This is a genomic window from Variovorax paradoxus (assembly GCF_030815855.1).
Lineage (GTDB): Bacteria > Pseudomonadota > Gammaproteobacteria > Burkholderiales > Burkholderiaceae_C > Variovorax > Variovorax paradoxus_M.
This window is the reverse complement of sequence record NZ_JAUSXG010000001.1, coordinates 4,382,575-4,396,463: the sequence shown is the minus strand read 5'-3', so window position 1 is coordinate 4,396,463 and position 13,889 is coordinate 4,382,575. Positions and strand designations below refer to the sequence as shown.

The window sequence follows — 13,889 nt, the reverse complement described above, 5'->3', positions numbered from 1 at the left end:
GAAAGCGCATGGCTGGCGCACTGAAAGAGAAGGAGTTCGCGACTTTAGCCTGCCGTGCCGATGTCCTGCAGAGCACCGATCGTCCGAGTGACCCGCGGCATGTTTTCTGCTGTACTCGCGGCATGAACGATGCCTTTCTTCACGCTCGGATGCTGCTCACGGTGCAGCCATTGACGCAGCAGGCCTTCGCGCCCTACGGCACGGTACTGGCCGCGCCCGCGAACGCGGGCCGCTCGATCAACGGCGGCAATGCGGAGCGTTTCGACCTCGTCGGCGACCTGCAGCTTGGCAGCGCAGGCGGACGCGCGATGCTTGCGCTGTTCCGCGCGCAGGCACGTCGCTTCCCGCACGAGGTCACGGAGATGGAGCGCCACGCGCTCGGCAGCCAGACCTTCGTGCCGCTGGGAAAAAGGCGTTTTGTCATCGTCGTGGCGCAGGCCGGCGACGCTCCTTCGGCCGATACGCTTGCCGCGTTCATCACCGATGGCCTGCAGGGCATAACGCTCGCGCCCGGTACCTGGCACCACGCGCTGCTGGCGGTGGATGCGGGCGACTTCGTGGTGATTGAGCGCGCGGCTGGCGCTGTCGATTGCGAGCTCTGCGCGCTTTCGGCGTCGGCGGTCGTCGACTGGAAGGGCTAGGCGCGCTTGCCGGCGGGCTTCTTCGTAGCGAGGCTTTTTGCCACCCGCACGGCCTCCCTGGCCAATTCCACCAACGCCTCGTGATCTTCGATGACCTCGATGGGAACCTCGAAATACTTCCGCACCTGAACCCGGCGGGCCTTGGTGTTGTAGGCAAAGCAGTGGCTGCCCAGCTTCTCGTACTTGGGCCGGGTGTTGTTGTTCACCACGAAGTAAACGGTGCTGCCCATGATCATCGCGAACTGCGTGGCATCGGCCGACAGCCCCGTTCCGCCGAAGAAGCGCGTCTTGGCGATGCGGGGGATTCCAGAGAGTCGGTCCACGATGAAATCGATGAACTGCGGCGAGGCTTCCGACATGATGTGCTGGCGCCACGCGCCTGATGTAAAGAGCGCAGTGTCGCCGACTCCGGCGAAGCCGCGCCACACGGCGTCAGCCGGCGGCGATGCGCTCGGCCATCCGGATCAATGAGCGGTCCGAGCCTGCCGGCCCGAGCAGGGAGAGGCCGAGCGGCGCGCCGTCACGCGACGCCAGCGGCATCGACAGCTGAGGAAAGCCGCTGAGGCCTGCGATGCACAGCATCCGGATCGCGCGGTTGCGGTAGTCCTCCAGGCCGGCCTCACCCTCGCTGCGCAGCGGCGCGATGTCGGGCATGGTCGGGATCAGCAGCACGCCGTCGGTGCCCAGCAGTGCGGCCAGGTGCGCGCGGAACGCGGTGCGAAAGACGCGCGCAGTCGCCACCTGCGCATCGGTCACGTCGCGCGACCATGCAAAGCGCTCAGCCACGCCCGGGCCCAGCGGCGGCGCATAGCGCTCGATGAGGGGGCCGTCGGTAAGCCAGGCCTCGCGCGACTGCAGATAGCGAAAATTCCAGTACATCGCATCGAACGATTCCATGGCCACCGTCGTGCCTTGCGCGGGTCCGAGCAGACCCTGCACACGGTCGACCACGCCTTGCAGCGCCCGGGTCGCGGCGGGCGCTGCAAGGCCCCACACGTCGTCCGGCCCCAGAAGGCGCACGCGTTCGGGGAGGTCCGGTGCGTCGGCGCCCAGCAGCACGTCGGCCACGCGCGCGAAGGTGCCGATGTCGCGCGCGAACCAGCCGCAGGTGTCGAAGCTCGGCGCAAGGTCGAGCGCGCCCTCCAGGCTGACCCGGCCGTGCGTCGGGCGCAGTCCGTACAGGCCGCAGTGGTTGGCCGGTGCGCGCACCGAGCCGCCGGTGTCGGTGCCGAGCGCGAAGTCGCACAGGCCCGACGACACGGCCGAGGCCGAGCCCGACGATGACCCACCGGTGATACGGTCCTTGGCCGCGCCATTGATCGGCGCGCCGAAATGCGCGTTGTTGCCGTTCATCGAGAACGCGAGTTCGTCGGTCACGGTCTTGCCCGCGAAGCGCGCGCCCGCGTCGAGCAGCTTCTGGACGGTGGGCGCGGTGCGGCTCTTGATGCCCGACATCGCCAGCACGATCGGGCTGCCGCCGCCGGTGGGATAGCCGGCCACGTCGAACAGGTCTTTTGCCGCGAAGCTCAGATCGGCCAAGAGGCCGGTCGAGGCGCGCGGCACCGGTGCGTCGGGATAGGGAACGAAGGCGTGGGCGGGGTCGTGCAGGGGCATGGTCTATCGGTGTTGCGATGCGGGTCAAGCGACCGATGTGGGCGCGATGGAGGCCGCGGCATCGGTGTGGATGCAGCGCACGCGATGATTCTGCGCGAGCTCGATCACGGGCGGTTGCTCGGTGCGGCAAGCGCCGGTGGCCAGCGCGCAGCGCTCCGCAAAAGCGCAGCCCGGCGGCAGCGCCGAGAGATCGGGCGGCGCGCCGCCGATGGTCTCCAGCCGCGCGCCGCGCGCCAGCGCCCCGTGCGCGCGGCTCTTGAGCAGCGCGATGGTGTAGGGGTGCCGCGGCGATCGGATCAGCTCGCGCGCCGTGCCTTCCTCGACGATGCGGCCCGCATACATCACGGCGATGCGGTCGGCCACCTCGACCGCGGCGCCGATGTCGTGCGTAACGAAGATCACCGACAGCCCGAGGTCGCGCTGCAGTTCGCGCAGCAGAAGCAGGATCTGGATCTGCACCGTGGCGTCGAGCGCGGTGGTCGGCTCGTCGGCGAGCAGCAGCTGCGGTTTGCACGCCAGCGCCAGCGCAATCATCGCGCGCTGCCGCATGCCGCCCGACATCTCGTGCGGATAGGCCTGCAGCCGTCGTTCGGGACTCGGAATGCGCACACGTTCGAACAGCGCGAGCGCACGCTGATGCGCCTCGGACGCCGTCACTTTCTTCTCGTGCCGCCGGATCGACTCGACGATCTGCGCACCGACCGAATACACCGGGTCGAGCGCGAGCAGCGGCTCCTGGAAGATCATCGAGGCGACCTTGCCGCGGAAATCGTCGAGCTCGCGCGCCGGCATCGCGAGCACGTCGCGCCCGGCCACCTGCACCTGCCCGGCCATGCGCGTGCGGCGCTCGGGATGCAGGCGCAGCAGCGTGCGCAGGGTCACGCTTTTGCCGGAGCCCGATTCGCCGATCAGCGCGACCACTTCGCCGCGCTGCACTTCCAGGCTCACGCCGCTGACCGCATGCACGGGCTTGCGGCCGCCGGAGAAGGTCACGCTGAGGTCGCGCAGGCGGACCATCGGCTCGGAGGAAGAAGAAGGCGGGTTGTTCATCGTCGTCGTGGTCATGCGTTCACGCCGCCCTGGCCAGCGGCACGGCCATCGGATGCCCGCTGCCTTGTTCATGGACGAGACAACTCGCCGCGTGGCGCGAACCCGTGGCGATGGGTTCGGGCACCACCTGGCTGCACACCGGCGCGGCCAGTGCGCAGCGCGGATGAAAGCGGCAGCCCGTGGGCGGATTGATCGGGTTCGGCGGGTCGCCGGCCAGCGCTGCTTCCATGGTGCGGTTGTCGGGGTCCATCGAGGGCATCGACGAGAGCAGCGCGCGCGTGTAGGGATGCGCCGGCGCATCGTAGAGCGCGTCGGCCGGCCCGATCTCGGCCACCTGGCCCAGGTACATGACCATGACGCGGTCGCTGACGTAGCGCACCACGTTGAGGTCGTGGCTGATGAAAAGATAGGTCAGGCCGAACTCGGCCTTGAGGTCGAGCAGCAGGTTGATGACCTGCGCCTCCACCGACTTGTCGAGCGCCGACACGGCTTCGTCGAGGATCACCATGCGCGGCTGCAGCGCCAGCGCGCGCGCGATGTTGACGCGCTGGCGCTGCCCGCCCGAAAGCTCATGCGGATAGCGTTCGGCAAAGCGCTGCGGCTCCAGGCCCACGCGCGCGAGCAGGTCGCGCGCACGCGCCACCGACTCACGCCGGCTCACGCCATGCACTTGCGGGCCGAAGGCAACCGAGTCCTCGATGGTGAGGCGCGGGTTGAGCGAGGCATAGCTGTCCTGGAACACCATCTGCACCTGGCGCCGGAACTCCTTGAGCGGAAGTTCGCGGCCGCCGACTTCGCGGCCATCGAAAATCACTTCGCCCCGCGTTGGTGCAATGAGCTGCATCAGCAGCCGCGCCGTGGTCGATTTGCCGCATCCCGATTCGCCGACGACGCCCAGCGTCTCTCCCTTGAGCACTTCGAAGTCGACCCCATCGACGGCGCGCACCATGCCACCGCCGCGGCCCAAAGGGTCTTTCTTGAGTGGGAAGTGCTTGACCAGGCCGGTGATGGTGAGCAGCGGTTGTGCGGGGCCGCCGATGTCCTTTAGTGCGTCCATGTCGTCACACTCCTTTGTTTTTTTGGGCGTGCTTTTGGCACTGCTGTTCAGGGCGGGTGCACAGGCCACCGGGTACTCCCCTCCGCGAATGTCCCCCGCCTTCGGCTCCTCCTTTATTTCGCTGCGTGGAGCACCCGATGCCCTGTGCACTGGGACGCGCTGCTGGTGCAACGCAGATCAACGACCGGTGTGAACAACGCTCACGTCGATGGGGTGCCTTGCGCAGCGAAATCAAGGAGGAGGCCGTAGGCCGGGGGACATTCGCGGAGTAAGGTACCCCGTCGGCGGGAGCGCGCCCTGAAGACGGCCCGCGACAAACAACACGAAAAAAAGAACAAGCACCCATTCTCATCCCTTGTTGTCCATCGCCGACCGCAACCCATCGGACAGAAGATTGAAAGAGATCGAAGTAATGAAGATCATCGCGCCCGGCAAAGCGGCAACCCACGGCTGCACATAGATCGCCGTGCGCAGCGTGTTGAGCATCAGCCCCCACTCCGGCTCCGGCGGCTTCACGCCCAGACCCAGGAACGACAGGCCCGAGGCCAGGATCATCGACACCGCGATCAGGCTCGTGGCGTAGACGAAGATCGGACCGAGCACGTTGCCCAACACATGCACCCGCACGATGGTGAACGGGTTCGCGCCCGAGGCGCGCGCCGCCTCCACGTAGTCGCGCGTGCGCACCTGCGTGGTCACGCTTTCGGCCACGCGCGCAATCTGCGGGATGAACACGATGGTGAGCGAGATCAGCGAGTTGACCACGCCCGCGCCCAGCGTGCCCGACAGCGCAATCGCCAGCAGCACCGAGGGAAAGGCGTAGAACACATCGATGGTGCGCATGATCAGCGTGTTGGTGAAGCCGCCCGCATACCCCGCCACGATGCCGATCACCGTGCCGAGCACGAAGGCGCAGATCACGGGCGTGATGCCGATGAACAGCGACAGCCGCGCGCCGACGATCAGGCGCGACAGCATGTCGCGGCCCAGCTCGTCGCTGCCCAGCGGCAAGCCATCGGTGCCGATGGGCTTGAGCCGCTTGAGCATCGACGAGGCGTAGGGGTCGGCCGGCGCGAGCCAGGGGCCGAACACGGCCAAGCCGATCAGCAGCAGCACCACGAAGGCGGCACCCATGGCGATCGGATCGCGTGTGAAGCGCAGCAGCGCCGAGGTCCAGTAGCCTCGCGAGCGCTGCATCGGCAGCGGCTTCACGTCAACGGCTGCAGCAGGAGAGGAGGGGATGGGGAGTGCGCTCATGGTGGTCAGGCCCGCGCGATTCGCGGGTCGAGCATGGTTTGCAGCACGTCGACCAGCAGGTTCAGCAACACGAAGAACAGCGCCAGCACCAGGATGGTTCCTTGCAGCAGCGGCAGGTCGCGCTGGAAGATGGCGGAGTTCAACAGAAAGCCGGTGCCGGGCCACGAGAACACCGTCTCGATCAGGATCGAGCCGCCGAGCAGGTAGCCCAGCTGCAGGCCCATCACCGCGAGCGCCGTGGGCGCCGCGTTCTTCACCATGTGGCGGAACACGCCGACATGCGTGAGGCGCACGGTGCGCGCGATGATGCCCATGGGAATCACCGACATCGTGAGCGCGGGGAGAATCAGGAACTGCAGGTGCTCCCAGTCCCAGGCCCAGTCGCTCGAGCCGCCCGGGCCCGCGCCGGTGGCCGGCAGCCACATGAGCTGCGACGAGAACACGATCACCATCACCATGCCAAGCCAGTAGTGCGGCACGCTCACGCCCAGCACCGACAGCATCGAGGCGAACCGGTCGATCCACGAGTTGCGGAAGTACCCGGCCACGAAGCCGAACAGGCAGCCCAGCACAAAGCCGATGAACGTGGCCACCACCGCGAGCCGCAGCGTGTTGCCCACGGCCGTGAACACCTCGCCCGCCACCGCCCGGTTGCTTGCGATCGAAACACCCAGGTCGCCGTGCAGCGCGCGCCAGACCCACATCGCGAACTGCTCGGGCAGCGAGCGGTTGAAGCCGTAGAGCTCGCGCAGTTGCGCCTGCAGATCGGCGGAGGCATCGGGCGGGAGAATCGAAACCAGCGGATCGCCGGGCGCGATGTGCACGAGCAGAAAGCACACCAGCGCCACGCCGATCATGATCGGCAGGGCGTAGATGATCCGGCGCAGCAGATAGGCGAGCATCAGTCCATCGTCATGGTTGCAATGTCGATGAACCAGCTTTTCGGCTGCACCACGTTCTTGACCTTGGCCGACAGGGCGCGCGGACCGACGTCATGCGCAATCCAGACGAAGGGAGCGTCGTCCACGATGTGCGCGTGAAGCTTGGCCAGCGCGACGTCGCGTGCCTTGTCGTCGAAGCTGGTACGCGCATCGGCCACCAGCTTGTCGACCTCGGCGTTGCCGTAGTAGCCCCAGTTGTTCGACACCGGCGGGAAGGTCTTGGTGCTCACGAAGCGCACCATGGCGAAGAACGGGTCCATCGCCGCGAAGCTCACGTTGGTTGCGTTGGCGCCGTTGGCCGACGGGTCCTTGGCACCCTTGCGCCAGTTGGTGAAGAGCGTGTTCCATTCGATCACGTCGAACTCCACGTCGAAGAAGCATGCTTTCAGCGACTGCTGTGCAAACTCGTTCATCGGCAGCGGCTGCATCTGGCCCGAACCCGAGGCGGAGATCTGCACCTTGACCTTGATCGGCTTGGCGGCCGAGTAGCCGGCCTGCGTCATCAGCGCCTGGGCGGCCTTCACGTCGTACCTGATGTCGAACTTCGGGTTGCCCCACCATGGATGGCCGGGAGGCACGGTGCCCTTCGGCTCGGCCATCATGCCGCCCAGCAGCTGCTTCATGCCGCCGCGGTCGATGCAGAGGTTGGCGGCGTGGCGCACGCGCTTGTCAAGCCAGGGCGAGCCTTCGGCGAACGACAGCTGCCACGGCCACACGTGCGGCTGCGCGTTGGAATAGATCTTGAAGCCGCGCTGGGTAATCTGCGGCATGGCGTCGGGCGCGGGGGCTTCGATCCAGTCGACCTGGCCGCCCAGCAGCGCGGCGGTGCGCGCATTGGCTTCGGGCATCGGCAGCATCACGACCTTGTCGATCTTGGGCACGCGCTTGGCATCCCAGTAGGCCTTGTTGGCGGCCAGCTCCAGCCGCTCGCGGGCCACGAAGCGCGTCACTCTGAACGGGCCCGAACCGGCGGGGTCGGCGGCAAAGGCGGTCCATGCGGCCTTGGCCTTGTCTGCGGGCGTGGCGCCGGCCGCAGCATCGAACTTCTTCTGCCATTGCGCGGGCGAGGCCATGAACAGGTTCGTGAGGTTGATCGGCAGGAACGCGTCGGGCTCGCTGGTGGTGAGCTCGACCGTCATGTCGTCGATCTTGCGCGCGGTGCGCAGCGTCGGCATGCGCGAAGCGGTCACGCCCACCTGGCTCGGGTCGAAATGCGGAGCGTCCTTGTCGAGCACCTTCTGCACGTTCCACACCACGGCTTCGGCATTGAAGGCCGAGCCGTCGTGGAACTTGACGCCGGGGCGCAGCTTGAAGACCCACTTGGTCTTGTCCTTCGCGTCGACGGCCCATGAACTGGCCAGCGCGGGAATCAGCACGCTCGGCGCATCGGCCTTCGACAAGTCCCACTGCGTGAGCGAGTCATAAATCGGAATGCCGGTGAAGCGATTGCCCTCGAAGCCCTGGTCGGGCTGGCCCAGCGTGCGCGGAATGTCGGCGGCGGTCATCGCGATGCGCAGGGTTTTTTCCTGTGCGAACGCAGCGGGCGTGGCGACAGCGAGGGTGGCCAGCAACGCGCCGGCGGCCAGCGGTTTCAGGGAAAGGGCGGGAATGGCAACACGCTTCACATGGAACTCCGGTGTAGAGGTGGCTAAAGAGCGAAAGGAAACGCTCAAGCACGACATGTGCCAACCAGTGCCCGAAGCCGCGATGCGACAATTCCCATGCCATGACAGACACCCTCACCATCACCCGCCCGGACGACTGGCACCTGCACGTGCGCGACGGCGCCGCCCTCGAAGCCGTGGTGCCGCACAGCGCACGCCAGTTCGGCCGCGCGCTGATCATGCCGAACCTGCGGCCCCCCGTGACCACCGCGGCGCAGGCCACGGCCTATCGCGATCGCATTCGTGCGGCGGTGCCGCAAGGCACGGCCTTCGAGCCCGTGATGTCGCTCTACCTGACGGACAAGCTGCCGCCCGAGGAAATCTCCCTTGCCGCCGCTGCCGGCGTGCGCGCGCTCAAGCTCTACCCGGCCGGCGCCACCACCAACAGCGATGCCGGCGTGACCGACATCCGCCACACCTACAAGACGCTCGAAGCCATGCAGAAGCACGGCCTGCTGCTGCTGGTGCACGGCGAAGTGACCGACCCGGCCATCGACCTGTTCGACCGCGAGGCTGTCTTCATCGACCGCGTGATGATTCCGCTGCGCCGCGATTTCCCCGAACTCAAGGTGGTGTTCGAGCACCTCACCACGAAAGAGGGCGCTCACTACGTGCGCGACGCCGGGCGCTTCACGGCCGCCACCATCACCGCGCACCACCTGCTGTACAACCGCAACGCCATCTTCACTGGCGGCATTCGCCCGCACTACTACTGCCTGCCCGTGCTCAAGCGCGAGACGCACCGCGTGGCGCTGGTCGAAGCGGCCACCAGCGGCAGCGACCGCTTCTTTTTGGGCACCGACAGCGCGCCGCACCCGGCCCACCTGAAGGAGCATGCGCTCGGCTGCGCCGGTTGCTACACCGCGCTGACCGCCATCGAGCTCTATGCCGAGGCCTTCGACGGCGTGAACGCGCTCGACAAGCTCGAGGGCTTCGCGAGCTTCCACGGACCCGACTTCTACGACCTGCCGCGCAACAGCGGCACCATCACGCTGAAGCGCGAAAGCTGGACCGTGCCCGAGACGGTGCCTTATGGCGAGGCCACGCTCAAGCCGCTGCGCGGTGGTGAAACGGTCGCCTGGAGACTCGCATGACACCGACGCCGCGCGTGATGCTGCTGATCGATGCCGACAACGTCTCGGCCGACGTGATCGAGCAGGCCGTGCAGCGAACCCTGTCCGAATACGGCGCGGTTCATGTGCGCCGTGCCTACTGCAACGCCGAAACCGCGCTCAAGCAGCAGGCGCTCTTCAAGCGGCTGTCGGTGCGGCCGATGGTCAATATCTCGGCCGGCAAGAACAGCACCGACATCGCGCTCGCCGTGGATGCCATCGACCTTGTCATGGCCGAGCGCCCCGATGTGGTGGTGCTGGTGTCTTCCGATTCCGACTTTGCGCCGCTCGTGATTCGCCTGCGCGAAAAGGGATGCCGCGTGTGCGGCCTCGGCCAGCAGGGCAAGACCGGCGAAGAGACCGTGACGGTCTACGACGAGTTCACCGACCTGCGGCACCATGGTGCGCCGGTCGCGCCGCGCGCCGCGCCTGCAAAGAAGGCTGCGGCCAAGGTGGCCGCCAAGCGCGCCCCCGCGAAGAGCGGCAAGACGGGCAACACCGAAGCCGCGCCGGCGCGCAAGACCGCCGCCAAGACGGCGGCAAAAACGCCGGCCCGGAAAACGGCCAAGGCGGCCAAGCCCGCGCAGCCGCCCTCCGAAGCCGCCGAGTTCATCCTGCAGGCGGCGCCCGCGCTGCGAAGCGGTGCCGACGTGCCGCTCAACGACGTGGCGCAGGCATTGCGCGCGGCCGGGCTGCTGGGCAAGCACGGCAGTTCGCTCAAGCTCTTCGACAAGCTCCCGGCGGAGTTCGCCGTTCTGCAGCACCCCGACCGCATCCGCTGGACAGGGGCTCCCGCGCCTTGAGCCTCGCGGCGATCGATTGGGCGCAGCCCTGGCTTGCGCCTTATCGCGCCATCGGCGAGGCGACGGCCCACGCTGCACTTCACAGCTCCGTGGCGGTCGCGCTGCAGCAGAGCGCGGCGCCGGATTCCTTGCCCGTTTTCGTGCCGCAACTGGACCTGCCCGCCGGCCAGGCGTACGAAGCGCACATCTTCCAGAACCGCACCGTGCCCACACGCGACAACCTGCACGACTTCTTCAACGGCCTGGTCTGGCTCGCTTTTCCGGAAGCCAAGCGCCGCCTCAATGAGCTGCAGGCCGCGGAGATCGCCCGCACGGGCATCGCCTCCACGCGCGGCCCGCTGCGCGATGCGCTCACGCTTTTCGACGAGAACGGCGCCGTGCTCGAGGCGCCCGCGGCGTTGTGGAAAGCACTGGCCGCGCGCGACTGGCATTCGCTTTTCGTGACGCAGCGCGCGCTGTGGGCCGAGGCGCGCCTGCTGGTGTTCGGCCATGCGCTGCTCGAGAAACTCACCACGCCGCGCAAAGCAGTCACCGCGCATGTGCTGCTGCCTTTGCCGGAGGCGGGCGGGCTGCCGGCGTTCGACGACCGGGCGCTCGCGCGCAACCTCGATCCGGAATATCTGGTGCGGAAACCCTTCGTTCCGCTGCCGGTGCTCGGCGTGCCGGGCTGGTGGCCGGAGAACGAATCGGCCCATTTCTACGACGACGCGAAGGTCTTCCGGCCCGGGCCGTAGAACTTTTGCTCCTATCATCGCTCTACCCGCAAGCCGCCGGGCAGGCCGCCTTCAGAACGAAACAACACAGGAAGAGCGCCTTTTTTGCCCGGCTTGAAGAGGGCCATCCGGTCCTCATCTATGCGGCAGCGTTCCCCCACGGAGAATTCAACTTGAAACGTATCCTTCTGTTCGTTTTGACCAATGTGATGGTCGTTGCAGTGCTCGGCATCGTCGCCAGCCTGCTCGGCGTCAACCGCTTCCTCACGGCCAACGGGCTGAACCTGACGGCACTGCTCGGCTTTGCGCTGATCATGGGCTTTGGCGGCGCGATCATTTCGCTGCTGATCAGCAAGCCCATGGCCAAGTGGACGGCCGGCCTGCGCATGATCGACAACCCCCAGTCGCCCGACGAAGCCTGGATCGTCGCCACCGTGCGCAAGTTTGCCGACAAGGCCGGCATCGGCATGCCCGAGGTCGCGATCTTCGAAGGCGAGCCCAATGCCTTCGCCACCGGCGCCTTCAAGAACTCGTCGCTGGTGGCGGTGTCCACCGGCCTGCTGCAGGGCATGACGCGTGAAGAGGTCGAGGCCGTCATCGGCCACGAAGTGGCGCACATCGCCAACGGCGACATGGTCACGATGACGCTGATCCAGGGCGTGATGAACACCTTCGTGGTGTTCCTCTCGCGCGTGATCGGCTACGCGGTCGACAGCTTTCTTCGCCGCGGCGACGACCGCTCCTCGGGCCCCGGCATCGGCTACTACGTGAGCACCATCGTGCTGGACATCGTGCTGGGCTTTGCGGCGGCCATCGTGGTGGCCTGGTTCTCGCGCCAGCGCGAGTTCCGCGCCGACGCCGGCGCCGCCGCGCTGATGGGCAACCGCCAGCCGATGATGAACGCGCTCGCCCGCCTGGGCGGCATGCCGGCCGGCGAACTGCCGAAGGCGGTCGAAGCGATGGGCATCACGGGCAGCATCGGCAAGCTGTTTGCCACGCACCCGCCGATCGAAGAGCGCATTGCGGCGCTGCAGAACGCGCGCTGATCTTCCGCCGCGTTAGAAGAAAAGCCGCCACGGTTGCCCGTGGCGGCTTTTCTACTGGGGCCGAAGCTTCGTCAGTACGAACGCAGCGAAATGCCCCAGCGCCCCGCGGCACGGGTCGCGATCCAGAGATTGCGGTGCGTGCTGAGCACCATGCCGGCTCCGTCTTCACGCGTGTAGGTGACGACGAAATGCACCTTGTCGGCGCTGGCCAGCACGGCGTCCTTCGACTGGTAGCGCGTGCGGCGCCAGCCCGAAGCCTTGAGCTTCTCGAAGAAATCGACGGGATGGTGGCCGGGCGCCTGCCACTCGAGGCGCTCTGCACCCGAGAGCATCACATGCGGGAAATGAAGCTCGCCGTCCATGCCCGCGGTGTCGCAGGCATTGAAGCGTTTGGTGAAACGGTCGAGGCAGGCGGAGGCTTCGCGGATCGCATCCGCCTCCGCGGCGCTCGCGGAGGCCGGCGGTGCCACGAAGTTGGCGAAGTCGGTCACGGGTGCTGCGGCAGCAACGGCCGGAGTGGTCAGGCCGCCGGAGGCGCCGGCTGGCGCTCGGCGCGTGCGCGTGCGAGCGTGCGAGCGACCTCGTCGGCATCCATGCCGTACATCTCGGCAAAAGCCTGTTCGCTGTCGCGCCCGCTGGCCTCGAACGCCCGCAGCAGCGCCTCGCGCTTGGCGGCCTGCTGCGCGAGTTCGGCCAGCGCTTCGTCGAGCACGGCATTGGTGTCTTCGTCGCGCGAGCGCACCAGCACCGCGTAGGCTTCGCGGTCGAGGCCCGAGGCTTCGACGGCGCGGGCGATGCGTGCCACCAGTTGCGGGCGCAGGTCTTCGCCGGTGCGCTGCGCGCGGCGGCGGTGCAGCTCCAGGATGGCGTGGTGCACGTGCTCGGGCGCGACGGGTTCGACCGCGTTGCCGTCGAGATCGTGGCGCGCAAGGCCCGCCGCCACCGCTTCCAGGTAGCGGGTGGAGCGCGCGTGCAGGCCAAGGGCGACCTTCAGGTCGTCCTTCTTGAAATCGTCGGGGTGCTTTTCGAGCAGGTCCTGGAACACGCCGAGCTTGAGCGGCAGGAAGCGCGCGCCGAACATGTTGGGGTAAAGCTCGAACAGTTTCTCGAGCGCGGGGTGCACCTTGCGCGAGCGTGCCGCCTGTTGCTGCGGCGCGGCCTGCTTCGGCTTTTGTTTTTGCTGTTGCTGCTGCCGGGGCTGGCGTGGTTGGCGAGGCGGGCGCCCATCGGCACGGGGCTGCTGGGCAGCGCCCTCGGCTTCCGCCGGCTGGACTTCCTGGATTTCTTCTTGAGGCGTGGCGGTGTCGGTCATCGGTCGGTTCTTGTCAGGTTGGCAGCAGGCAGAAAGAAAAGCAATGTTCCCGCTCAGCGCGGTCGGAACATCTTGAAGAGATTGTCGGGGCTGATCTCGAAATAGTCGGCGGGACCGCCGCCGCGCAGGATCGGCCGCGCGGCCGCGGTGTCGTAAATGCCGTTTTTCAGCAGGTGCCGTGCGATGTGCACGCCCACCACTTCACCGAGGATGAGCCAGGTGGGCACCGGCTCGCCGTTCACGCCTTCGAGCTGCAGCAGCTGCGTGAGCCGGCATTCGAAAGACACCGGGCTCTCGGCCACGCGCGGCACTGCGATGTTGCGCGAAGCCGCGGGCGTGAGGCCGGCCAGTTCGAACTCGTTCACCTCGGGGGGCACGGCCGCGCACGACTGGTTCATCTGCTCGGCCAGCGGCCGGGTGGCCAGGTTCCAGCCGAACTCGCGCGTCCGGCGGATGTTGTGCAGGCTGTCCTTGGCGCCGATGCTCGCAAAGCCGACGATGGGCGGCGTGTAGTTGAAGGCGTTGAAAAAACTGTAGGGCGCGAGGTTGAGCGCGCCGTTCTCGTCCTGCGACGAGATCCATCCGATCGGCCGCGGGCCGACCATGGCATTGAACGGATCGTGCGGCAGGCCGTGGCCCTTGGCGGGTTCGTAGAAGTGGAAATCTTCGTTGGACATGA

15 protein-coding genes are annotated in these 13,889 nt (G+C 67.3%); 5 read left to right on the top strand and 10 right to left on the bottom strand.

What is annotated here, in order from left to right; genetic code table 11:
- The first annotated feature begins 8 nt into the window (after nucleotides 1–8).
- Nucleotides 9–641, top strand: a complete 633-nt coding sequence (locus tag QFZ42_RS21120; protein ID WP_373423358.1) for an ureidoglycolate lyase — start codon at nucleotides 9–11, stop codon at nucleotides 639–641.
- On the opposite strand, the gene QFZ42_RS21115 is transcribed toward QFZ42_RS21120, so the two are convergent.
- From QFZ42_RS21115 to QFZ42_RS21085, 7 genes are all read right to left on the bottom strand, one after another.
- Nucleotides 638–1,069, bottom strand: coding sequence for a TfoX/Sxy family protein (locus tag QFZ42_RS21115; RefSeq protein WP_307702841.1), 432 nt, complete (start codon nucleotides 1,067–1,069; stop codon nucleotides 638–640). The genes QFZ42_RS21120 and QFZ42_RS21115 overlap by 4 nt on opposite strands.
- A 4-nt stretch (nucleotides 1,070–1,073) precedes the next feature.
- Complete coding sequence (locus QFZ42_RS21110) at nucleotides 1,074–2,255, bottom strand: amidase (RefSeq protein ID WP_307702840.1); 1,182 nt, start codon at nucleotides 2,253–2,255, stop codon at nucleotides 1,074–1,076.
- A 24-nt stretch (nucleotides 2,256–2,279) separates the two neighbouring features.
- Nucleotides 2,280–3,272 carry an ABC transporter ATP-binding protein gene (locus QFZ42_RS21105; RefSeq protein WP_307704278.1) on the bottom strand — a complete coding sequence of 331 codons (993 nt, stop codon included), beginning with the start codon at nucleotides 3,270–3,272 and terminating at the stop codon, nucleotides 2,280–2,282.
- Between the two features lie 52 nt (nucleotides 3,273–3,324).
- The gene (locus QFZ42_RS21100; RefSeq protein WP_307702839.1) at nucleotides 3,325–4,362 is read right to left on the bottom strand and encodes an ABC transporter ATP-binding protein; all 1,038 of its coding nucleotides are present in this window, start codon (nucleotides 4,360–4,362) and stop codon (nucleotides 3,325–3,327) included.
- A gap of 348 nt (nucleotides 4,363–4,710) precedes the next feature.
- A complete protein-coding gene (locus QFZ42_RS21095) occupies nucleotides 4,711–5,619 on the bottom strand; it encodes an ABC transporter permease (protein WP_307702838.1) in 909 nt (302 codons plus the stop codon).
- Between the two features lie 5 nt (nucleotides 5,620–5,624).
- A complete protein-coding gene (locus QFZ42_RS21090; protein WP_307702837.1) occupies nucleotides 5,625–6,521 on the bottom strand; it encodes an ABC transporter permease in 897 nt (298 codons plus the stop codon).
- On the bottom strand, nucleotides 6,521–8,185 hold the full coding sequence (locus QFZ42_RS21085; protein ID WP_307702836.1) for an ABC transporter substrate-binding protein: 1,665 nt from the start codon (nucleotides 8,183–8,185) through the stop codon (nucleotides 6,521–6,523). Before QFZ42_RS21085 ends, QFZ42_RS21090 begins: the two co-directional genes overlap by 1 nt.
- Nucleotides 8,186–8,286: 101 nt before the next feature.
- Between QFZ42_RS21085 and pyrC the strand changes: the two genes are divergently transcribed.
- From pyrC to htpX, 4 genes are all read left to right on the top strand, one after another.
- The gene (gene pyrC, locus QFZ42_RS21080; protein ID WP_307702835.1) at nucleotides 8,287–9,318 is read left to right on the top strand and encodes a dihydroorotase; all 1,032 of its coding nucleotides are present in this window, start codon (nucleotides 8,287–8,289) and stop codon (nucleotides 9,316–9,318) included.
- Nucleotides 9,315–10,139: an NYN domain-containing protein gene (locus QFZ42_RS21075; protein ID WP_307702834.1), complete on the top strand. Its 825-nt coding sequence runs from the start codon at nucleotides 9,315–9,317 to the stop codon at nucleotides 10,137–10,139. The genes pyrC and QFZ42_RS21075 overlap by 4 nt, the downstream gene beginning before the upstream one ends.
- Complete coding sequence (locus QFZ42_RS21070; protein ID WP_307702833.1) at nucleotides 10,136–10,873, top strand: DUF3025 domain-containing protein; 738 nt, start codon at nucleotides 10,136–10,138, stop codon at nucleotides 10,871–10,873. Before QFZ42_RS21075 ends, QFZ42_RS21070 begins: the two co-directional genes overlap by 4 nt.
- A gap of 152 nt (nucleotides 10,874–11,025) precedes the next feature.
- Nucleotides 11,026–11,898 carry a protease HtpX gene (gene htpX / locus QFZ42_RS21065; protein WP_307702832.1) on the top strand — a complete coding sequence of 291 codons (873 nt, stop codon included), beginning with the start codon at nucleotides 11,026–11,028 and terminating at the stop codon, nucleotides 11,896–11,898.
- Nucleotides 11,899–11,969: 71 nt separating this feature from the next.
- Here the strand turns inward: htpX and QFZ42_RS21060 are convergent, their stop codons facing one another.
- The 3 genes from QFZ42_RS21060 to QFZ42_RS21050 are packed head-to-tail and all read right to left on the bottom strand — an operon-like array spanning nucleotide 11,970 to nucleotide 13,887.
- Complete coding sequence (locus tag QFZ42_RS21060) at nucleotides 11,970–12,389, bottom strand: hypothetical protein (protein WP_307702831.1); 420 nt, start codon at nucleotides 12,387–12,389, stop codon at nucleotides 11,970–11,972.
- Nucleotides 12,390–12,418: 29 nt separating this feature from the next.
- Complete coding sequence (locus tag QFZ42_RS21055; RefSeq protein WP_307702830.1) at nucleotides 12,419–13,210, bottom strand: ProQ/FINO family protein; 792 nt, start codon at nucleotides 13,208–13,210, stop codon at nucleotides 12,419–12,421.
- 53 nt (nucleotides 13,211–13,263) lie between these two features.
- Nucleotides 13,264–13,887 carry a flavin reductase family protein gene (locus tag QFZ42_RS21050; protein ID WP_307702829.1) on the bottom strand — a complete coding sequence of 208 codons (624 nt, stop codon included), beginning with the start codon at nucleotides 13,885–13,887 and terminating at the stop codon, nucleotides 13,264–13,266.
- Nucleotides 13,888–13,889 lie beyond the last annotated feature (2 nt).